The following is a 22,741-nucleotide window of genomic DNA, read 5'->3' as shown; positions in this document are numbered from 1 at the left end:
TAATTTGTGGAAAATGCCTAATAAAGCGTCAAGCGCCACACAGCGACGATCGCCAAACCACGTGTACTGTTAGATGCCTCATTCCCTGCGGTGTATTGCCGTGTGATGTAACGTTACACAACATCGCACAGAGACAGCAAAAACGGCGAAAGCAGAAAGTACGCGACGATTTCCTACCATGATGGGCCCACCTGGGCTTTGAGGACTAATGATGAAAATGAAAACACTGACCACCGTCATTATAATTTCACTGGGTATCACCGGTGTACTCAGCAAATCAGCGCTGGCAGCCGACAAAGAACTTCTGGTATGGGAAGATATCAAGAAATCCGACGGCATCGCCGACGCGATCAAAGCCTTTGAAAAACAGAATAATGTCAAAATCAACGTGCTGGAAACGCCCTACGCACAGCAGATTGAGAAACTCCGTCTGGATGGCCCAGCAGGAATCGGCCCGGATGTAATCGTGATGCCACACGATCAGGTCGGTACCGCCGTGGTTCAGGGATTGATCAGCGAACTGAAGCTGGACCAGACATTCCTGTCGAGTTTCACCAAACCAGCACTGGAAGCACAAACCTATAACGGTAAGTTGTATGGCGTGCCGAAAGCGGTTGAAACCACCGTGTTGGTGTACAACAAAGATCTGATGCCACAGCCGCCGGAAAAATTCGACGACCTGTTCACCTTCTCCAAACAGCAACGTGCGGAAGGCCGCTACGGCCTGCTGGCGAAATTTGACGAAATTTATTACGCCTATGGCGTCATCGCCGGGATGGGTGGCTACATTTTCGGGCAGAACAGCAACGGTTCACCGAACGTAAAAGACATCGGTCTGGATAAACAAGCCACCATTGATGCCATCAACTACATCAAGAAATTCTATGCCGATGGCCTGTTCCCACCGGGTATCGTCGGTGAAACCGGTGCTAACGCCATCGACTCCCTGTTTACCGAGAAAAAAGCCGCGGCCGTCATTACTGGCCCGTGGGCATTCCAGCCGTACAAAAACGCGGGCGTAAACTATGGCGTCGCCCCACTGCCGCTGCTGCCAAACGGCGAGCATCCACGTTCGCTGCTGGGCGTGAAAGGCTACAGCATCTCCACCTACTCCAAAAACAAAGAACTGGCGCAGAAATTCATTGAGTTCATCAATCAACCTGAGTACGCCAAAGTCCGCTTCCAGTTAACCGGTGAAATCCCACCGATTGCTGCGCTGGTTGACGATCCGCTGATTAAGGACGATGAAAAATCCCGTGCTGTCGCGATCCAGTCTGGCTATGCCGTTCCTATGCCGAGCGTACCGGAAATGCAGGAAGTCTGGACGCCAGCAAACAGCGCGCTGCAACTGAGCGTGACGGGCAAGCAGGACACCAAAGCGGCGCTGGAATCTGCCGTGAAGATTATCAAAATGCAGATCGAAGCTAACCACAGTAACCAGTAATCCCCCGCACCACCGTGGGTCAACATGGGATCCCTTGTCATCCCCAATCGATTTCGGGATGTGAGGGATACCCATGTTTTTAAGAAAATGGAGGTAGATGTGACCGTCAACGCCAGCGGCCTTACGCCACAAGAAAGAGGATGTCGCCACGCCAGAACGGCTGTATTGCTGGCGCTCGTCCCCGGACTCGGACAGATTTATAATCGCCAGTTCGTCAAAGGCGCGCTTTTCTTTATCGTCATGGCCTGCTTCATCGGCATATTCCATGATTTCCTACGAAACGGTGCTTGGGGGCTCATCACGCTGGGCACCGAGTTGCCGCGCGATCACTCTATTTTTCTGCTGGCAAAAGGCATTATCAGCGTGATCGTCGCCGCTTTTGGCGTCGGCGTTTACTATTTGAGCTTGCGCGATGCTTACGTGTGCGGTGCCAGACGCGATAAAGGCCTGCCGTTGAACAGCGTGAAGAAGCAATATCAGATGCTGCTGAGCGAAGGCTTCCCTTATCTGATGATTACGCCTGGCTTCATCCTGTTAGTCTTTGTCGTGGTTTTCCCGATTATTTTCGGTTTTTCCATTGCCTTTACCAATTACAACCTCTATCACACGCCGCCCGCCAAGCTGGTCGACTGGGTAGGGATGACGAATTTTATCAACATCTTCCGGCTCGATCTCTGGCGTTCGACATTCTTTGACGTGCTGCAATGGACGGTGATTTGGACGCTGATTGCGACCACACTCCAGTGCGCCGTAGGCATCCTGCTGGCGATTTTGGTGAACCAGAAGGGCCTGCGTTTCAAACCGCTGATCCGCACCATCCTGATCCTGCCGTGGGCAGTGCCGGGCTTCGTCACTATTCTGGTCTTCGCGGGGATGTTTAACGAAACGTTTGGCGTGATTAATAACGGCATTCTGGCCGCATTAGGGATTGAGCCTAAAGCGTGGATGACCGACCCGTTCTGGACCAAGACCGCGCTGATTCTGATGCAAACCTGGTTAGGCTTCCCGTTTGTGTTCGCCATGACGACGGGCGTATTGCAGGCGATTCCTGACGATTTGTACGAAGCCGCAACCATTGACGGGGCCAGCAGTTGGTACAAGCTGACCACCATCACGCTGCCGCTGGTGCTCTACTCCATTGCACCGATCATCATCACGCAGTACACGTTCAACTTTAATAATTTCAACATCATCTATCTGTTCAACAACGGCGGACCGGCGGTGATCGGCTCCAACGCGGGCGGGACGGATATTCTGGTGTCCTGGATTTATAAGCTGACCATGTCTTCTTCCCAATATGCGATCGCAGCCAGCATCACCATTCTGCTGTCGATTTTTGTCGTGGGCGTCGCGCTGTGGCAGTTCCGCGCCACCAATTCCTTCAAACAAGACAACATGGCATAGGAAAGCGCGCAGATGAAAAAACACAGCGTTAAACGCCAGAATTTTATCAAACTCGGCCTGACCTACCTGTTGCTGACGATCGTGGCGATCATCATTATTTATCCGCTGATCTGGACGGTAGGCGCGTCGCTGAACCCCGGCAACAGCCTGCTCAACACCTCGATCATTCCAGATAACTTCTCCTTTATTCACTATGAGGAGCTGTTTAACGGCCAGATTGACTACGCGGCATGGTACTGGAACTCGATGAAAATCAGCTTCCTGACCATGATTCTGACGCTCGTCAGCGTCAGCTTCACCGCGTATTCCTTCTCTCGTTTCCGCTTTCGCGGCCGCCAGAATGGGCTGATGTTGTTTCTACTCTTGCAGATGATCCCGCAGTTCTCCGCGCTGATCGCCATCTTCGTACTGGCGCAGATGCTGGGACTGGTGAACAGCCATATTGCGCTGGTGCTGGTTTACGTCGGCGGCATGATCCCGATGAATACCTATCTGATGAAAGGCTATCTGGACGCTATTCCAAAAGATTTGGATGAGTCCGCGCGTATGGACGGCGCGGGTAACTTCCGCATCTTTATCGAGATCATTATGCCGCTGTCCAAGCCGATCATCGCGGTGATCGCCCTGTTCTCGTTTACCGGTCCGCTGGGTGATTTCATTCTCTCCAGCACCATCCTGCGCACGCCGGATCAGTACACGCTGCCCATCGGGCTGTACAACCTGGTCTCGCAGAAGATGGGCGCCAGCTACACCACCTACGCCGCGGGCGCCGTGCTGATCGCGGTGCCAGTCGCCATTCTTTATCTTTCATTGCAAAAGTACTTTGTCTCCGGCCTGACCTCAGGCGGAACCAAAGGGTAATTACTCAACATCTGTACCAATTCCAGGAACGTAAAATGAAAATGAAAAAACGCGTACTGATGGCCGCCATGCTCGCAACTGGCCTGCTGACTGTCTCCCTGCCGCAAACCCTGTATGCCGCAGAAAATGTGACGATCAACAAATTGACGAACGTCCCTGCCGACTTCATTAAAGGCGCGGACATTTCCATGCTGAACGAGGTGGAAAAGCACGGCGGAAAATTTTATGACGAGAACGGCAAGCAGAAAGACGCCATGCTGATCCTGAAAGAAAACGGCATTAACTATATCCGTCTGCGCATCTGGAACGATCCGAAAGACGCGGCGGGCAATGGTTACGGCGGCGGTAACAACGATCTGGCGAGCACGCTGGCGCTGGCTAAACGCGCCAAAGCGAACGGCATGAAAGTGCTGCTGGATTTCCACTACAGCGATTTCTGGACCGATCCGGCCCACCAAAACAAGCCCAAAGCCTGGTCTGGACTCAACGTAGCGCAGCTCACGACTGCCGTACACGACTACACCAAGGCCACGATTAGCGAATTCCAGAAAGCGGGCGTCATGCCGGATATGGTGCAGATCGGTAACGAACTGAACGGCGGGATGCTGTGGCCGGAAGGAAAAAGCTGGGGTCAGGGCGGCGGCGAATTCGATCGCCTCGCGGCACTGCTGAAAGCCGGTATTCAGGGCGTGAAGGACGTACAGGGCGCGAATAACGTCAAAATCATGCTGCATCTGGCGGAAGGCACCAAAAACGACACCTTTATCTGGTGGTTCGATGAAATCGTCAAACGCAATGTCCCGTTTGATGTGATTGGTGCCTCGTTCTACACCTACTGGAACGGCCCTATCAGCGCGTTGCAGTACAATATGAACGACGTCACCAAACGCTACAATAAAGACATCATTGTGGTTGAAGCCGCCTATGCCTACACGCTCGAAAACTGCGATAACGCGGAAAACAGCTTCCAGCAAAAAGAGCTGGATGCGGGCGGCTACCCGGCTTCCGTTCAGGGTCAGGCCAATTACCTGCACGACCTGATGCAAAGCGTCATCAACGTCCCCAATCAGCGTGGCAAAGGCGTCTTCTATTGGGAGCCAATCTGGCTGCCAACCCCCGGCGCAACCTGGGCTACGAAAGCGGGCATGAAATACAACAACGACGAATGGAAGGAAGGCAACGCGCGGGAAAATCAGGCGCTGTTCGACTGCAAAGGCAACGTACTGCCTTCCATCAAAGCGTTTAAGTAAGCCGCAAACCGTATTCAACACGTTGACAACCCGTTTAGGAGAGAACGATGTTCAAATTCCCCCCATTAAGCAGCAAAGTGCCTGTTCTGCTGCACGGCGCAGACTATAACCCTGACCAATGGCTGGACGATCCAGAGGTGCTGGAAAAAGACATTGAGATGATGAAGCAGACCCAGTGCAACGTCATGTCCGTGGGCATTTTCAGCTGGTCCGGGCTTGAGCCGGAAGAAGGTCGCTACGAATTTGGCTGGCTGGACGGCATCCTCGACACGCTGTATGCCAACGGTATCTTCGTTTTTCTGGCAACACCGAGCGGCGCACGCCCGGCCTGGCTATCGCAGAAATACCCAGACGTGTTGCGCGTGGGTAGCAACCGCGTTCGGGCGCTGCACGGCGGTCGCCATAACCACTGCCTGAGCTCGCCGAATTATCGCGAAAAAGTAAAACAAATGAATACCCAGTTGGCAAAACGCTATTCGCACCATCCTGCGGTGATCGGCTGGCATATTTCCAACGAATACGGTGGAGAGTGCCATTGCGATACCTGCCGCAGCACCTTCCAGAACTGGTTGAAAGCACGCTACGGTACGATAGACGCGCTGAATAAAGCGTGGTGGAGCACCTTCTGGAGCCACACCTACACCGACTGGTCGCAGTTAGAGCCCCCGTCACCCATCGGTGAAATGTCGATTCACGGCCTGAATCTGGACTGGAAACGCTTTAACACCTCACAGGTTAGCGATTTCTGTGCCGCCGAAATTGCGCCGCTAAAAGCCGAAAACCCGTCTCTGCCAACCACGACGAACTTCATGGAATACTTCTATGATTACGACTACTGGCAGTTAGCGAAGGTCATCGACTTCATCTCCTGGGACAGCTACCCGCTGTGGCATAACGCGGAAGATGACTGCACGCTGGGTGCCTACACCGCGATGTATCATGACCTGATGCGCACGCTAAAAGGTGGAAAGCCCTTCTACCTGATGGAGTCAACGCCAAGCCTGACCAATTGGCAGCCGATCAGTAAACTGAAAAAGCCGGGAATGCATATCCTGTCTTCACTTCAGGCTGTCGCACACGGATCAGACTCCGTGCAGTATTTCCAGTGGCGTAAGAGCCGCGGCTCCGTTGAGAAATTCCACGGTGCCGTCGTCGATCATGTCGGACATATCGACACCCGCGTCGGGCGTGAAGTGCAGGAATTGGGTGACATACTCAACAAACTCGCACCGGTGGCAGGCAGTCGGGTTGACGCTAAAGTCGCCATCATTTTCGACTGGGAAAGCCGCTGGGCGATGGACAACGCTCAAGGGCCGCGCAACGCGGGGCTGTTCTACGAAAAAACCGTCACTGAGCATTACCGTACGTTCTGGGAACAGGGCGTAGCGGTAGATATCATCAACGCCGATGTCGACCTCAGCGGCTATCAGCTCGTTATCGCCCCGATGCTCTACATGGTGCGTGATGGCTTTGCCGAACGCGTCGATGCCTTCGTCAAACAGGGCGGCCGCTTCGTCACCACCTACTGGTCTGGCGTCGTCAACGAAACCGATCTGTGCCATCTGAACGGTTTTCCTGGCCCACTTCGTCCGATCATGGGGATCTGGGCGGAAGAAATCGACGGGCTGTACGATCATGAAAGCAACAGCATCAGCGGTCTGGACGGTAACGAGCAACGTCTGGTCGGCCCGTATCAGGTCACTCACCTGTGCGAGTTGATTCATCTCGAAGGCGCGCGGGCGCTGGCAACCTATGACAGCGATTTCTACGCCGGACGTCCGGCCGTTACGGTTAATGATTACGGCAAAGGTCAAGCCTATTACATCGCGTCGCGTAACGATCTCACCTTCCAGCGTGATTTCTTCACTACGCTGATACAGACGCTGGATCTACCGCGTGCGCTGTCGACCGACCTGCCTTACGGCATTGTGGCTCATCGCCGTGATGACGGGGAAAGTGAGTTCATCTTCGTACAGAATTACACGGCAACGCCGCAGCAGATCATGCTGCCTGCCGTCTACGAAGAAATGACGACGGGCAGCACGCTTTCAGGGGCGCTCGACCTGTCAGGCTACGGCTGCCGGATCCTACGCCGCGCATTGCAGTAAGGCTCATGCTTATTGATTAAGCCTTACGATACCGAGCGAGCACGGTGCAGAGGTTTCTACGGAACATCATCACCGTGTGTCGCCTAACAGTAATGTTACGTGAACGGCATTATCCTACGCACGCTGATAAACAAACGAAGAGGTGACTACGATGGGCAAGATTCACAATTTTCGGAAATTGTTCGCATCTATGTTGGGTAAGCAAATTACCGAGATTGAAATCGCTTCACCGCTAGACAAAGAAAACTTGCAGCAGTTGGTAACCGCCTTTGGTGGCAAAGAAAATATCGTCAGTCTGGATGCCTGCATCACCCGCCTGCGGGTCGAGGTTCACAGCCTGCGGTTAGTCAACAGCGACAGCCTGCAAAAATTGGGCGCTATCGGCGTGATTATTGTCGGCCATCAGGTACAGGCCATCTTCGGCACCCAGTCGGATAACCTGCGCCGAGAGCTAGCCGCCTGGTTTGAGGATGATGGCGCAGAAGCGCGGTAACGGTTTTAGGCGCGGTCTCTATGCCACTATTGGGGCAGTTTCGTGCGCAATAATACCGTCATTTTCATGCTACCTCGTAGCACGCGCCCGACACGGGGCGGCTCAAACGCCGCTCGCCCCGTGACCCCTAGGCTTTTGGCGGAAATTATGCCGCTACGCGGTCCCATCGGTATTCATGCCCGCTAATCGAGCCGCCAGTGACGCGTTCCCGACGCGGCACTGGCTTTCGCGGCGTCCATGCCGCTCACTCGGCGGTCAAGCCTACCGATGCATAATTTTTTACGCCGGATAACAACAAGGTCATCATAAGTCACGACATTTGTGGCGCACGAAACTATTTCCACATCCGCATGTAATTTCAACACCGCATATAAAAGTGTAATGAAGAAACACCTGCGAAGAAGACAATTTCCTAATAACGACTCGCACGATCCAGCAACTCGATATCTTCAGCCGACAGTACCAGACGTGTGGCATTCGCCAACGAATAGTAGGGCAGTGCCACTTTCTGTTTGGAATAAGAATAATGAATGAACAGAAAGACGCAAATAACGAGACGCAGCATGTAATTTAGGTAAAATCCCACGTTATAATTGTTTTTTTTGCGTTGTCCCTCTCATTTTTAATGCACACGTTACATAAAATGACGTGAAAAATTAGGCCTGCCTCATATTTGGAGCACATATGTCCCTGTCCCATATCGCGCAATTTATTCTGGCGCTGGTTGTTGTTGCGGCGCTGGCGCTACTCGTCTGCCGCGATCGTAAAAGCATTCGTATCCGTTTCATTATTCAGTTACTCGTCATCGAAATTCTGCTCGCGTACTTCTTCCTGTACTCAAACGTTGGGTTAGGTGTCGTCAAAGGGTTCGCTGCAGTTTTCGACAAATTACTCGGATTCGCAGGCCAAGGGACGGACTTCGTATTCGGTGACATGGTGAATAGTGAGAAGAACCTGATTTCCTTCTTCTTTAAAGTGCTCTGCCCTATCGTCTTCATTTCCGCGCTGATCGGTATCCTGCAACACATTAAAGTGCTGCCGATCATCATCCGCGCGATTGGTACAGTCCTGTCCAAAGTGAACGGCATGGGTAAACTGGAATCCTTTAACGCAGTCAGTTCCCTGATTCTCGGCCAGTCGGAAAACTTCATTGCCTACAAAGACATTCTGGGCAAGATGTCAGAAAAACGCATGTACACCATGTCAGCGACCGCTATGTCGACCGTTTCGATGTCTATCGTCGGTGCGTACATGTCGATGCTGGATGCCAAATTCGTGGTTGCCGCGCTGATTCTGAACATGTTCAGTACCTTCATCGTGCTGTCACTGATTAACCCCTACAAAGTCGGTGAAGAGCCGGAATTGCAGTTGGGTAATCTGCATGAAAATCAGAGCTTCTTTGAAATGCTGGGCGAATACATTCTGGCTGGTTTCAAAGTTGCCGTTATCGTTGCAGCGATGCTGATCGGCTTCATTGCACTGATTGCCGCGGTCAACGCGATTTTCAGCGCCATTTTTGGCATCAGCTTCCAGGAAGTCCTCGGCTACGTGTTCTATCCGTTCGCCTGGATCATGGGTATCCCATCTCACGAAGCCCTTCAGGTTGGTAGCATCATGGCAACCAAACTGGTTTCTAACGAATTTGTGGCAATGCTGGAACTGCAAAAAGTAGCAGGCGAGCTGTCTCCACGCAGCGTGGGCATCCTGTCTGTGTTCCTGGTGTCCTTCGCCAACTTCTCGTCCATCGGTATTATTGCAGGCGCGATTAAAGGCCTGAACGAACAACAGGGCAACGTGGTTTCCCGTTTTGGCCTGAAACTGGTTTACGGTTCTACGCTGGTGAGCATCCTTTCCGCTGCTATCGCCGGTCTGGTGCTGTAATCCTTCATCACGTTATACAATTTTCATCGCTATCCGGCGGCCTTGTGCTGCCGGATTTTTTTTCCTACAAACCCTGACATATCTTCCATAATTCCTTCATTTTTGTCCGGCATCCCTTGTTTAAACTAGTAAAATAAGGCCATTGGTCTACTAACGTGCTGGGTATGACAGCCAACGCACATGCAGCGTGAAGTATGCGGCTACGCCGTGCTTCCCGCGCAACCTGGGGAGAGTAATCCATCACTATGAATGCCAAACGTATCCGAGGCCTGCTGGTACTTGCCGCCGTTATCGCTATTGCCGCGCTGATCTGGCGCCATTTTACCCAGACGTCGCCTGCCACTTCTGGTGCAGGTGAGCAGCACGCCGCCCGTACGTCACATTCGGCAAGTAGCAGCGGTGGCGGTGGACGCCGTGCCGCTATGCGCACACTGGCCCCCGTGCAGGCGGCGCTGACGCAGTCCGCTTCCGTGCCCTATTATCTGTCCGGTTTAGGCACCGTGACGGCAGCCAATACCGTCACGCTACGCAGTCGGGTGAACGGTCAGTTGATGGCACTGCACTTTCAGGAAGGCCAACAGGTTAAGGCTGGTGACCTGCTGGCAGAAATCGATCCTCGTCCTTTTCAGGTTGAGCTGACGCAGGCACAGGGACAGTTGGCAAAAGATCAGGCCGCACTGGCTAATGCCCGACAAGATTTAGCGCGCTATCAGCAGTTGGTGAAAACCAACCTGATCTCCCGTCAGGAGTTAGATGCGCAGACCGCCGCTGTACGTCAGGCGGAAGGGACGCTAAAAGCCGATGAAGGTGCCGTGGCCAGCGCACAGCTCCAGTTGGATTACAGCAAAATCACTGCGCCGATCGGTGGTCGGATCGGCTTAAAGCAGGTCGATGTCGGGAATTACATCACCAGCGGCGACACCAATGGCATTGTCGTGATTACGCAGACCTACCCGATTGATGTTGTCTTTACCGTACCGGAAGCGGAAATCTCCACGATTCTGAGTGCGCAGAAGTCCGGTCAGCCGCCCGTGGTGGAAGCCTGGGATCGCGCCAATCAGAAGATACTTGCGCAGGGCATCCTGCTGAGCATGGATAACCAGATCGACACCACGACAGGCACGATCAAACTCAAGGCGCGTTTTGACAATCTGGACGATGTCCTGTTCCCGAACCAGTTCGTGAATATCCGCATGAAGGTCGACACGCTGAAAAACGCCGTCGTCGCACCGTCAGCCGCCGTACAAATGGGCAATGAAGGCCGCTTCGTCTGGATTCTGAATGATAAAAATGAAGTGAGTAAGCGTCAGGTTACCACCAGCATTCAGTACGGCCAGTTGGTGGTGGTGACTGCGGGGCTGGACGCCGATGTGAAGGTCGTGACTGACGGTATCGACCGCCTGACCGAAGGCGCAAAAGTGGAAGTCGTGCCCTCAGCGCTGACGGAGAAAACGCCCGCCATCGCAGGGGAGAAATCCTGATGCAGGATACCGTTCCAGCCAGCGGCGGTGGACCGTCACGCCTGTTTATTCTGCGTCCGGTCGCCACAACGCTGCTGATGATCGCTATTTTGCTGGCCGGTATTATCGGCTATCGGGCGCTACCCGTTTCCGCCCTACCCGAAGTCGATTACCCGACGATACAGGTTATTACCTTGTATCCCGGTGCCAGCCCCGACGTGGTGACCTCGGCGATTACCGCGCCGCTGGAGCGGCAGTTCGGCCAGATGTCCGGGCTGAAACAGATGTCGACGCAGAGCGCAGGCGGCGCATCCGTCATCACGCTGCAATTCCAGCTTGAGCTATCGTTGGATGTCGCCGAACAGGATGTACAGGCCGCCATCAATGCGGCCAGCAACCTGCTGCCTAACGATCTGCCCTACCCGCCAACCTACAGCAAAGTGAATCCGGCGGATCCGCCGATTATGACGCTGGCCGTCACCTCCAGCGCCATGTCGATGACACAAGTTCAGGACATGGTAGACAACCGCATCGCGCAAAAAATCTCGCAGGTGGCAGGCGTCGGGCTGGTGTCGTTAGCCGGTGGGCAACGTCCGGCGGTACGGGTAAGGCTGAACGCGCCAGCGTTGGCAGCATACGGTTTGACCAGCGAGACGATCCGCACCGCGATTACCGCCGCCAACGTGAATTCCGCCAAGGGGAGTCTGGACGGCCCGACGCGCTCGGTCACGCTCTCCGCCAACGATCAGATGAAATCCGTTGATGATTACCGCAAGCTGATTGTTGCATGGAAGAATGGCGCGCCGGTGCGGCTTCAGGATGTCGCAACGATTGAGCAGGCTGCCGAGAACATTGATCTCGGTGCCTGGGCAAATCGGCAGCAGGCGATCATTATCAACGTTCAGCGCCAGCCGGGTGCCAACGTCATCACAACCACGGACAGCATTAGTAAGATGCTGCCCGCGTTGAAAGCCAGCCTGCCTAACTCCGTCGAGGTCACCACGCTGACCGACCGCACCACCAGTATTCGTGCCTCGGTGAAAGACGTCCAGTTCGAGCTGCTGTTAGCTATCGCGCTGGTCGTGATGGTGATTTACCTGTTCTTGCGTAACGCCGTCGCCACGCTGATCCCAAGCATCGCCGTGCCACTGTCGCTGATTGGCACCTTTGCCGCGATGTATTTTCTCGGCTTCTCCATCAATAACCTGACGCTCATGGCGCTGACCATCGCCACTGGTTTCGTGGTAGATGATGCCATCGTGGTGATTGAAAACATCGCCCGCTATATCGAAAAAGGGGAAAAACCGCTTAACGCGGCGTTGAAAGGTGCGGGAGAAATCGGCTTCACCATTATTTCCCTGACCTTCTCGCTCATCGCCGTGCTGATCCCGCTGCTGTTTATGGGCGATATCGTTGGACGCCTGTTCCGCGAATTTGCCGTCACGCTGGCGGTGTCTATCCTGATTTCCGCCGTCGTGTCGCTCACGCTGACGCCGATGATGTGCGCTCGAATGCTGAGTCATCAGTCGCTGCGTAAACAGAACCGTTTTACTCGTGCCAGCGAACGTTTCTTCACTCGCCTGATCGATGCCTACGGCGTTTGGCTGCGCAAGGTGCTGAACCATCCGTGGCTGACGCTTAGCGTTGCACTCGGTACGCTGCTGCTGACGGTTCTGCTCTATATCTGGATCCCGAAAGGCTTCTTCCCGATACAGGATAACGGCATCATTCAGGGCACCGTACAGGCACCGCAGACGGTGTCGTTCAGCAATATGGCCGACCGCCAGCAGCGCGTTGCATCCATCATCATGAAAGATCCGGCGGTGGAGAGCGTGTCCTCGTTCATCGGCGTTGACGGCACGAATGCCGCGCTGAACAGCGGCCGACTGCAAATCAACCTGAAACCGCTCAATGAACGCAGCGAACGTATTCCAGAGATCATCAGCCGCCTGCAACAGCAAACGGCACAAATTCCCGGCATCCAGCTGTATCTGCAACCGGTCCAAGATCTCACCATCGACACCCAAATCAGCCGCACGCAGTACCAGTTTACCTTGCAGGCAATGTCGCTGGACGAGCTGAGCCAGTGGGTGCCCAAACTGATGACCGAGCTGAAAAAGCTGCCGCAGCTAGAAGATGTCAGTAGCGACTGGCAAGACGGTGCCGCGGTCGCCTACGTCAACGTGAACCGCGACAGTGCCAGCCGTCTGGGCATCACGATGTCGCAGGTCGACAGCGCGTTGTACAACGCCTTTGGTCAGCGACTGGTTTCCACCATCTATACGCAGGCCAGCCAGTATCGCGTGGTGCTGGAGCACGATACGACCAACAATACCGGTCTGGACGCGCTGAACGACGTGCGCCTCATCAGCAGCGACGGCGGGACCATTCCGCTCAGCAGCATTGCCACCGTTGAAGAGCGTCAGGGGCCGTTGGCAATCAACCATATCGACCAGTTCCCGTCGACGACAATCTCCTTCAACGTCGCTAAAGGCTATGCGCTGGGCGAAGCGGTTGATGCCATCACGCAGGCCGAGCAGCAGATGAATCTACCTGCGGATATTACCACTCGCTTTCAGGGCAGTACGCTGGCGTTCCAGTCAGCGCTGAGCAGCACAGTGTGGCTCATCGTGGCGGCGATTGTCGCGATGTACATTGTGCTTGGCGTGCTATACGAGAGCTTTATTCACCCGATCACCATCTTGTCTACGCTGCCAACTGCGGGCGTCGGCGCGCTACTGGCGCTAATGATGGCGGGGAATGAACTGGATGTGATCGCCATTATCGGGATCATATTGCTCATCGGGATCGTGAAGAAAAACGCCATCATGATGATCGATTTCGCGCTGGCGGCAGAGCGAGAACAGGGCATGAAACCGTATGACGCGATTTATCAGGCCTGTCTGCTGCGTTTCCGGCCAATTCTGATGACCACCATGGCAGCGCTGCTCAGTGCGCTGCCGCTGATGCTGAGTACCGGCGTCGGCGCGGAACTGCGCCAGCCGCTGGGGATCTGTATGGTCGGCGGCCTGATCATGAGCCAAATCCTGACGCTGTTTACCACACCAGTGATCTACCTGCTGTTTGACCGTCTGGCGACGCGTTTCCGCCGTTTAGCGCGTCAGGAGGAAGAAACCGAGTGAAGTTCTTCGCCCTGTTCATCCACCGCCCCGTCGCCACCCTGCTGCTGACGCTGGCCATCGCGCTCTGTGGCGTACTGGGCTTCCGCCTGTTGCCAGTGTCGCCGCTGCCGCAGGTGGATTTCCCAGTGATCTCGGTCAGCGCCTCGCTGCCCGGTGCCTCGCCAGAAACGATGGCCTCCGCCGTCGCGACGCCGTTGGAACGCGCACTCGGCAGGATCGCAGGCGTCAGCGAAATGACCTCCACCAGTTCGCTCGGCAGCACGCGCGTCATTCTGGTGTTTAACCTCGATCGCGATATCAACGGCGCGGCGCGTGATGTGCAAGCGGCCATTAACGCCGCACAGAATCTGTTGCCGTCCGGTATGTCCAGCCGCCCGACCTACCGCAAAGTCAATCCGTCCGACGCTCCCGTCATGATTCTGACGCTGACCTCGGATACCTACAGTCAAGGACAGCTGTACGACTTTGCCTCGACTCAGCTGTCGCAGAAAATTTCGCAGATGGAAGGCGTCGGCGATGTCTCTATCGGTGGGAGTTCGCTCCCCGCCGTGCGCGTCGCGCTGAATCCGGTGGCGCTGTTTAATCAGGGCATTTCCCTTGATGAAGTGCGGCAGGCCATCGCGCAGGCAAACGTCCGTCAGCCGCTAGGGAATGTGGAAAACAGCCAGAAAAGCTGGCAGATACAAACCAACGATGAACTCAAAACCGCCGATGCCTACGCGCCGCTGATTATCCACTATAACAACGGTGCTGCCGTCCGCCTGAGTGACGTCGCCACGGTAGAAGATTCGGTGCAGAACGCCCGTAACGCGGGGATGGCAAACTCGAAGCCTGCGATTCTGGTGATGATTCGCCGCGCACCGGATGCCAATATTATTACCACGGTAGACAATATCCGCGCCGCGATGCCGGAACTGCGCGCCAGCCTGCCCGCCGAAATACAGCTGGATGTCGCACAGGATCGTTCCCCCACCATCCGTGCATCGCTGGCGGAAGTGGAACAATCGCTGGTGATCGCCGTTGCGCTGGTTATTCTGGTCGTCTTCCTGTTCCTGCGTTCCGGCCGTGCGACCGCCATTCCGGCGCTGGCCGTACCGGTATCGCTCATCGGCACCTTCGCGGCGATGTACCTGTGCGGCTTTAGCCTGAACAACCTGTCGCTGATGGCGCTGACCATTGCCACCGGTTTCGTGGTGGATGACGCTATCGTGGTGCTGGAGAATATTTCCCGCCATATCGAAGCGGGCATGAAACCGCTACAGGCGTCGCTTCAGGGCGTGCGCGAAGTGGGGTTCACCGTCTTATCCATGAGTCTGTCGCTGGTTGCCGTGTTCATCCCACTGCTGCTGATGGACGGCTTACCGGGGCGGCTATTCCGCGAATTCGCCGTCACGCTGTCAGTAGCGATCATGATTTCGCTGCTGATCTCACTCACGCTCACGCCGATGCTATGCGCCCGCCTGCTACGTGCCGTTCCCAAGCTTAGCCAGCCGCGCACCCGTGGCTTTAATCGTGTATTGCTCGCCATGCAGCAAGGCTACGGGCGCTCGCTGAAATGGGTGCTCAACCATGCGCGCTGGGTGTTGCTGCTCCTGCTGGGCACCATCGCGCTCAACGTCTGGCTGTACATCAGCATTCCCAAGACCTTCTTCCCAGAGCAGGATACGGGCCGATTGATGGGCTTCATTCAGGCCGACCAGAGCATTTCTTTTCAGGCCATGACGGTAAAACTCCAGAACTTCATGACCATTGTCAGCAGCGATCCTGCGGTGGATAACGTGAACGGGTTTACCGGCGGATCGCGCACCAACAGCGGGTCGATGTTTATCTCACTTAAACCGCTGTCCGAACGTGACGTATCGGCGCAGCAGGTGATCAGTCGCCTGCGCGTCAAGCTGGCAAAAGAACCCGGTGCCAACCTGTTTTTAATGCCGGTGCAGGATATTCGTATCGGCGGGCGGGAATCGAGCGCCGGATACCAGTACACGCTGCTGTCTGACGATCTAAGCGAGCTGCGCATCTGGGAACCCAAGATTCGCACCGCTTTCAGCAAACTGCCTGAGCTGGCCGACGTGAACTCCGATCAGCAGGATAAAGGGGCGGAAATGGCGCTCACCTACGATCGCGATGCGATGGCGCAGCTCGGTATCAGCGTTTCTGCCGCTAACGCACTGCTCAATAACGCCTTCGGACAGCGCCAGATTTCGACCATTTACCAGCCGTTAAACCAATACAAGGTGGTGATGGAAGTGGACGACGCCTACACGCAGGACGTCAGTTCACTGAACAAGATGTTCGTGATCAATAACGAAGGCAAACCCATCCCGCTCTCTTATTTCGCCAGTTGGAAACCGATCAACGCGCCGCTGTCAGTGAACCATCAGGGGCTGTCTGCTGCTTCGACGATCTCTTTTAACCTGCCAGAGGGCACCGATCTTTCCAGCGCGACGGCAGCGATAGAAAGAACCATGACGTCGCTGGGCGTGCCGTCAGCGGTACGCGGCCAGTTCTCCGGTACGGCGCAGGCTTTCCAGCAGTCGCAGTCTTCCCAGCTGTTGCTGATTCTGGCGGCGATTATCACCGTGTATATCGTGCTCGGCGTACTGTATGAGAGCTACGTGCATCCGCTGACGATTCTGTCCACCCTGCCCTCGGCGGGCGTGGGCGCACTGCTGGCGCTGGAGTGGTTCGGTGCACCGTTTAGTCTGGTGGCGCTGATTGGCATCATGCTGTTGATTGGGATCGTGAAGAAGAACGCGATCATGATGGTGGATTTCGCGCTGGTGGCACAGCGCAGCGGTGGGTTGAGCGCGCAGGACGCCATTTTTCAGGCCTGCCTGCTGCGTTTCCGCCCGATAATGATGACCACGTTAGCCGCGCTGTTTGGCGCACTACCGCTGGTGCTGACCAGCGGCGACGGTGCGGAGTTACGTCAACCGCTCGGCATCACGATTGTCGGCGGGCTGGTGATGAGCCAAATCCTTACGTTGTATACCACCCCAGTGGTGTATCTGTTTTTCGACAAGCTGAGGAATATTCGGCGCAAAGCACCGGGGAAGGATTTGTCACTGTCGTGACGGAACATGAGTACCAGTAAAATGCTAATTTAGGAGAAGTTTCGTGCGCTTAACGTTCGCTGTTTTTCTAGTAGCGCCCCGAACGCGCCCGACCAAGGGCGGCTCAATTGCCGTCGCCCTTGGAACCCTGGCTTGTGGCGCTAAATTGTACCGCTACGCGGTGCCTTCGCCGCAAGCAGTCTCTTTACGGGCCGCCAGTGACGCGCTCCCGGCGCGGCACTGTCTTTCGTGGCGTCCATGCCACTCACCCGTGAGCCAGCTTACGCCTCAGTACAATTTTTTACGCCAGAGGCAACAACAATGAATTCCGCTTCCGTCCGCTGGCAGCTCTGGATTGTTGCCTTTGGCTTCTTTATGCAGACGCTGGATACCACCATCGTGAATACCGCGCTGCCTTCGATGGCCGCGAGTCTGAATGAAAGCCCGCTGCATATGCATTCGGTGATTGTTTCCTATGTGCTGACCGTCGCGGTGATGCTGCCCGCCAGCGGATGGCTGGCGGATCGCATCGGTGTGAAGAACATTTTTTTCACCGCGATTCTGCTGTTTACGCTCGGATCGCTGCTGTGCGCCAGGTCGGAAACGCTGAATGAGCTACTGGCCTCGCGCGTTATTCAGGGGATCGGCGGTGCGATGATGGTGCCGGTCGGCCGGCTGACGGTGATGAAAATCGTCCCGCGCGATCAGTATATGGCGGCGATGACCTTCGTGACACTGCCCGGCCAGATTGGCCCACTAATGGGACCGGCACTCGGCGGTTTTCTGGTCGAATACGCCAACTGGCACTGGATCTTCCTCATCAACCTGCCCGTTGGCATTATCGGCGCACTAGCCACCTGGTTCCTGATGCCGAATTACACCATGCGGACGCAGCGCTTTGATATCAGAGGCTTCCTCTGGCTTGCCGTCGGTATGGCCACGCTGACATTGGCGCTGGACGGCAACCGCAGTCTGGGCATTCCGCCGATTGCCATTTTTGCGTTAATCACCGTTGGGCTGATCGCGTTACTAAGCTATTGGCTGCACGCCCGTCACAACAAGCGGGCGCTGTTTAATCTGCATCTGTTCGACACGCCGACCTTCTCTATCGGCCTGAGCGGCGGGCTATTGGCGCGCATCGGCAGCGGTATGTTACCGTTTATGACGCCGCTGTTTTTACAGTTGGGAATGGGCTTTTCTCCCTTCCACGCAGGACTGATGATGGTGCCGATGGTGCTAGGCAGCATGGGTATGAAGCGGGTCGTGGTGCAGGTCGTTAACCGACTCGGCTACCGGAGCGTGCTGATTATCTCCACGCTGCTGCTGGCGCTGGTCACGGCGCTGTTCGCTCTGGTCGCGCTGATGAAATGGACCTGGATGATCCCGATTGTGCTGTTCTTCCTCGGCACAGTGAACGCCGTTCGCTTCTCCACCATGAACACGCTAACCCTGAAGGATCTGCCGGATACGCTCGCCAGCGGCGGAAATAGCCTGCTGTCGATGACCATGCAGTTGTCCACCAGCCTCGGTGTCAGCATCGCAGGCATTCTGCTGGGCATGTTTTCCCAGCCGCACATGGCGGTGGGAAGCGCAGAAACACATAGGGTGTTTATTTATACCTATCTCAGCATGATCGTCATCATCGCCCTGCCCGTGTTGATTTTTAACCGCGTTCCGGCGGACAGCGTCAAGCAGTCCACACTGCCGCATCAATCGTGAGGTCGTCATGAAATTCGGAATCACCGCCAAACTGTTCCTCGCGATTTTCGCCACCTGCATGCTGGTGCTGATTACTATGCACTGGGGCGTGCGCGCCAGCTTCGAGCGTGGCTTTATCGACTACATTAAGCGCGGCAACGAGCAGCGGGTCATGCAGCTGCGCGATGCGTTGGCAGAGCAGTATCAGTTGCACGGCGACTGGTCATTCCTGCGCAACAATGAGCGTCTGGTGTTCAAGATGCTGCACTCGCTGGACCAGAACAACGACACCGACAACAGCATGCAGGGATGGCGAGTCCGTCTTTGGGTGCTGGATACCGGTAAACGCAAGCTGTTCGGTTCTCCGGCACCCATCCCCAATGAAGGCACCTGGCAGCCGATTCAGGTACAAAACCAGACGGTCGGCTGGATTGTCGCGTCGCCCGTTGAACGCCTGACCCGTAACGCCGACATCAGTTTCGACAGGCAGCAACAGCGCACCAGTTGGCTGATTGTCGCACTCTCGACGCTGCTCGCGATTATCGCCACCTGGCTCACCGCACGTGGCCTGCTCGCGCCAGTCAAGCGACTGGTCAACGGCGTGCACAGTTTGGCATCGGGGGATTTCAGTACGCGGGTGACGGCAAGCTCGCACGACGAACTGGGCAGGCTGGCACAGGATTTCAACCAGCTTGCCATCACGCTGGAGAAAAACGAGCAGTCCCGCCGCGCGTTTATGGCCGATGTTTCCCATGAACTGCGTACGCCGCTGGCGGTGTTGCGTGGCGAGCTGGAAGCCTTGCAGGATGGCGTGCGCAAGCCCGACTCGCATTCTCTGCATTCGCTCCAGTCGGAGGTCACAACACTGACCAAACTGGTGGACGATCTGCATCAGCTTACGCTGTCCGATCGTGGGGCGCTGGCCTACCGCAAGGCGTCTGTGGACATGGTGCAAATTCTGCATATTGCTATCGCCGCGTTTCATGAACGTTTCCAGAAAAAACAGATTACGCTCACCACTGATTTACCTACGCAGGCTAGCGTCTTTGGTGACCCAGACCGGCTCAACCAGCTATTTAATAACCTGCTGGAAAACAGCCTGCGCTACACGGATGAGCAGGGGCAGTTGACCATTGAGATTATTCAGCAGCATAAACGCTGGGCGATTATCTGGCAGGACAGCGCCCCCGGCGTGACCGACGAGCAGCTCACGCTGATTTTCGAACGTTTTTACCGTGCGGAAAGTTCGCGTAACCGCGCCAGCGGCGGCTCCGGGCTGGGGCTGGCAATCTGCAATAATATCGTTGAGGCACATAGCGGACGGCTGTATGCTGAACATTCGCCCTTAGGGGGCGTGATGATTACCATCGAGCTTCCCTTGCACGAACCTGATTAAGATTCACACCTAAATAAGCAGAGCTATGACAACCGTACCCAATTTCGCTATGGCATCACCGATTCTCATCGTCGAAGATGAGCCCAAATTGGGGCAACTGCTGGTGGATTACCTTCAGGCAGCGGACTATGCCACGCACTGGCTGCCCAACGGCAATGAGGTCGTCGAGTGGGTGCGGCAGCATTCCCCTTCCCTCATTTTGCTGGATTTAATGCTGCCGGGCTGCGACGGCCTGACGCTCTGCCGCACCATCCGCCAGTTTTCCAACGTGCCAATTATCATGGTCACCGCCCGCAGCGAAGAGATCGATCGCCTGCTGGGGCTGGAAATTGGGGCCGATGACTATATTTGTAAGCCCTTCAGCCCGCGCGAAGTGGTCGTGCGCGTCAGAACGCTGTTGCGCCGCTGCGGCTGGCAGAATGACGGGCTGAAAGCCGTCGAGAAAACCGAAACGGCCCTGCTGATTGATAAAAACGGCTTTCAGGCCAGCTATCTGGGCCAGAATCTCGACCTGACGCCAGCAGAGTTTCGCCTGCTCAAGACGCTTTCCACCGAGCCGGGTAAGGTGTTTTCCCGCGAGGCACTGCTGGATAAGCTCTACGACGATTACCGTGTCGTGACCGACCGCACCATCGATAGTCACATCAAAAATCTGCGTCGCAAGCTGGAACAACTGGACGAAGAGACCTCATTTATCCGCACAGTATACGGCATCGGCTATCGCTGGGAAGCCGCGCCCTGCAATGAGGTGTAACGCCCACCGCCTTATGATGCACACGAAAAAGAGGCTTTCATGATAATGACTGCGCTATTTTCCGAAACCACCAAAATCGAGACGCCTCGCCTGCTGCTGCGCCCGCTTTATCGTGATGATGCGCCAGCGCTGTTCGCCTTTATGTCCGACCCAGTTGTGATGCGCTTCTGGAACCATCCGCCCTGGCAGCACATCGAACAGGCGCACGACACGATTGACGAACACTGGAGCGCGCTGTGCGCCGGTCAATACATGAAGCTGGGTCTGGAAGTTAAAGAAAGCGGCGAGCTGATCGGCACCTGCGTGCTGTTCAACCTTGAGATTGAGTCTAAACGCGCCGAAATCGGCTACTGTCTTGCGGCGAGTGCGCAAGGTAAAGGTTATATGACGGAAGCACTCTCTGCGCTGAGGGATTTTGCATTTGAAACGGCGGGACTCAGCCGACTGGAAGCCGAAATCGATCCCCGCAATGTGGCTTCAGCCCGCTCGCTGGAACGACTGGGATTCACGCAGGAAGGGCTATTGAAACAGCGTTGGATCGTCGACGGCGAGGTGTCCGACTCTGCACTATATGGCCTGCTGGCGGCTAAACGTTGACGTCCCCTTTCCCATACTGGTCAAAAATACTGTCTGACTTAATGAAAATTTTGTCATTTTCTCTTTTCCCAAGGCTGTTACCCTTTTAGACCTACAATAATGACAGGTATCCGCTCGCATGCGATGCGGAACACAGGTCACCTGCAAAACACAGGTAAGGGAAAAGTGTATGTCTGGTTTAGTGAACGGCAAATGGGTTAATGGCGATGTCGCGGCGGAAGAGATCAAAAACGGGGCGTTCCACCGCGAAGAGACCAAATTTCGGCAAACCGAGCTGGTGCCAGAAGCCGGTCGTTATCAGCTTTTTGTCTCCTACCTCTGCCCGTGGGCATCGCGCACGCTGATTTTCCGCAAGCTGAAAGGGCTGGAGAATATCATTTCGCTCTCCGTTGCCAACCCGCGCATCGCGGATAACGGCTGGGAATTTGCCACGCCACAGGATGCCGGCGAACATGTGGGTGAGATTCACTACCTGCACCAGCTCTACACCGCCAGCGTGCCCGACTATACCGGAAAGGTGTCAGTGCCTGTGCTGTGGGATCGGGTGGAAGGCCGCATCGTAAACAACGAATCGGCGGATATCATCCGCATGCTGAACAGCGAATTTAACGATCTAACCGGCAATCACCTCGATTTCTACCCGTCGGAACTGCGCGCTGAGATCGACCGCTGGAACGAAACCGTATACCACAACGTCAACAACGGCGTGTATAAGACCGGATTCGCCAAAACGCAGGAACACTATAACGATGCCGTCACCACGCTCTTCGCCACGCTGGACGAACTGGACGAGCATCTTGGCAGCCATCGCTATATGCTCGGCGACACGCTGACCGAGGCCGACTGGCGTCTGTTTGTCACGCTGGTGCGTTTTGACGTGGCCTACCACGGCGCGTTCAAATGTAACCTGAAGCGCATTGCCGACTACCCGAACCTGTCGAACTACCTGCGCGAACTGTACCAGTGGCCGGGCGTCGCGGAGACGGTCAATATCGACCACATCAAAGCAGGCTATTACGGTATTGCCTGGCTGAATCCGACGCAGATTGTGCCGGTTGGCCCACAGGTCAATTTATATCAGCTCCACAACCGCGAAACGTTCGGAAAATCCCGTATCGCGACGCGTTAATCCTGCTTTATCCGGCCTGCTCTATTAATGGCAGGCCATTCTTTTATTTAGGTCAAAAAATTGATTT

The 22,741-nt window shown here is 55.4% G+C and carries 16 protein-coding genes; 15 read left to right on the top strand and 1 reads right to left on the bottom strand.

Annotation, left to right across the window (positions count from 1 at the left end; translation table 11 throughout):
• Positions 1–211 precede the first annotated feature (211 nt).
• From IG609_RS05900 to IG609_RS05875, 6 genes are all read left to right on the top strand, one after another.
• On the top strand, positions 212–1,444 hold the full coding sequence (locus tag IG609_RS05900; protein ID WP_193398710.1) for an extracellular solute-binding protein: 1,233 nt from the start codon (positions 212–214) through the stop codon (positions 1,442–1,444).
• A gap of 87 nt (positions 1,445–1,531) precedes the next feature.
• Positions 1,532–2,848, top strand: coding sequence for a sugar ABC transporter permease (locus IG609_RS05895; protein WP_010300993.1), 1,317 nt, complete (start codon positions 1,532–1,534; stop codon positions 2,846–2,848).
• Between the two features lie 12 nt (positions 2,849–2,860).
• Entirely contained in the window at positions 2,861–3,709 is an 849-nt protein-coding gene (locus IG609_RS05890) for a sugar ABC transporter permease (protein WP_010300995.1), read from the top strand.
• Positions 3,710–3,744: 35 nt separating this feature from the next.
• Entirely contained in the window at positions 3,745–4,959 is a 1,215-nt protein-coding gene (locus tag IG609_RS05885; RefSeq protein WP_193398711.1) for a glycoside hydrolase family 53 protein, read from the top strand.
• A 47-nt stretch (positions 4,960–5,006) separates the two neighbouring features.
• Entirely contained in the window at positions 5,007–7,067 is a 2,061-nt protein-coding gene (locus IG609_RS05880; RefSeq protein WP_193398712.1) for a beta-galactosidase, read from the top strand.
• Positions 7,068–7,218: 151 nt separating this feature from the next.
• Positions 7,219–7,560, top strand: a complete 342-nt coding sequence (locus IG609_RS05875; RefSeq protein ID WP_010301002.1) for a glucose PTS transporter subunit EIIB — start codon at positions 7,219–7,221, stop codon at positions 7,558–7,560.
• A 412-nt stretch (positions 7,561–7,972) separates the two neighbouring features.
• Here IG609_RS05875 and IG609_RS05870 read toward each other — a convergent pair whose 3' ends face one another.
• Positions 7,973–8,125 (bottom strand): hypothetical protein, encoded by a 153-nt coding sequence (locus IG609_RS05870; RefSeq protein ID WP_193398713.1) that lies wholly within the window; start codon positions 8,123–8,125, stop codon positions 7,973–7,975.
• A 125-nt stretch (positions 8,126–8,250) separates the two neighbouring features.
• On the opposite strand from IG609_RS05870, the gene IG609_RS05865 reads away from it, so the two are divergent.
• The 9 genes from IG609_RS05865 to IG609_RS05825 all read left to right on the top strand — a co-directional run bounded on the left by IG609_RS05865 (position 8,251) and on the right by IG609_RS05825 (position 22,674).
• Positions 8,251–9,441 (top strand): NupC/NupG family nucleoside CNT transporter, encoded by a 1,191-nt coding sequence (locus IG609_RS05865; RefSeq protein WP_275898663.1) that lies wholly within the window; start codon positions 8,251–8,253, stop codon positions 9,439–9,441.
• 245 nt (positions 9,442–9,686) lie between these two features.
• Positions 9,687–10,922: an MdtA/MuxA family multidrug efflux RND transporter periplasmic adaptor subunit gene (locus IG609_RS05860; protein ID WP_193398715.1), complete on the top strand. Its 1,236-nt coding sequence runs from the start codon at positions 9,687–9,689 to the stop codon at positions 10,920–10,922.
• Positions 10,922–14,044: an MdtB/MuxB family multidrug efflux RND transporter permease subunit gene (locus tag IG609_RS05855; RefSeq protein ID WP_193398716.1), complete on the top strand. Its 3,123-nt coding sequence runs from the start codon at positions 10,922–10,924 to the stop codon at positions 14,042–14,044. The genes IG609_RS05860 and IG609_RS05855 overlap by 1 nt, the downstream gene beginning before the upstream one ends.
• Positions 14,041–17,121 (top strand): multidrug efflux RND transporter permease subunit MdtC, encoded by a 3,081-nt coding sequence (mdtC, locus tag IG609_RS05850; protein WP_193398717.1) that lies wholly within the window; start codon positions 14,041–14,043, stop codon positions 17,119–17,121. Before IG609_RS05855 ends, mdtC begins: the two co-directional genes overlap by 4 nt.
• 300 nt (positions 17,122–17,421) lie before the next feature.
• Positions 17,422–18,819 (top strand): MFS transporter, encoded by a 1,398-nt coding sequence (gene mdtD, locus IG609_RS05845; protein WP_193398718.1) that lies wholly within the window; start codon positions 17,422–17,424, stop codon positions 18,817–18,819.
• Between the two features lie 7 nt (positions 18,820–18,826).
• On the top strand, positions 18,827–20,194 hold the full coding sequence (baeS, locus tag IG609_RS05840; RefSeq protein WP_193398719.1) for an envelope stress sensor histidine kinase BaeS: 1,368 nt from the start codon (positions 18,827–18,829) through the stop codon (positions 20,192–20,194).
• A 25-nt stretch (positions 20,195–20,219) separates the two neighbouring features.
• Entirely contained in the window at positions 20,220–20,948 is a 729-nt protein-coding gene (baeR, locus tag IG609_RS05835) for an envelope stress response regulator BaeR (protein ID WP_193398720.1), read from the top strand.
• A gap of 45 nt (positions 20,949–20,993) precedes the next feature.
• Complete coding sequence (locus IG609_RS05830; protein WP_193398776.1) at positions 20,994–21,545, top strand: GNAT family N-acetyltransferase; 552 nt, start codon at positions 20,994–20,996, stop codon at positions 21,543–21,545.
• Between the two features lie 169 nt (positions 21,546–21,714).
• Positions 21,715–22,674, top strand: coding sequence for a glutathione S-transferase family protein (locus tag IG609_RS05825; RefSeq protein WP_193398721.1), 960 nt, complete (start codon positions 21,715–21,717; stop codon positions 22,672–22,674).
• Positions 22,675–22,741 lie beyond the last annotated feature (67 nt).

It is taken from the genome of Pectobacterium quasiaquaticum, assembly GCF_014946775.2.
Classification (GTDB): Bacteria; Pseudomonadota; Gammaproteobacteria; order Enterobacterales; family Enterobacteriaceae; genus Pectobacterium; species Pectobacterium aquaticum.
This window is presented reverse-complemented; position numbering and strand designations above follow the sequence as displayed.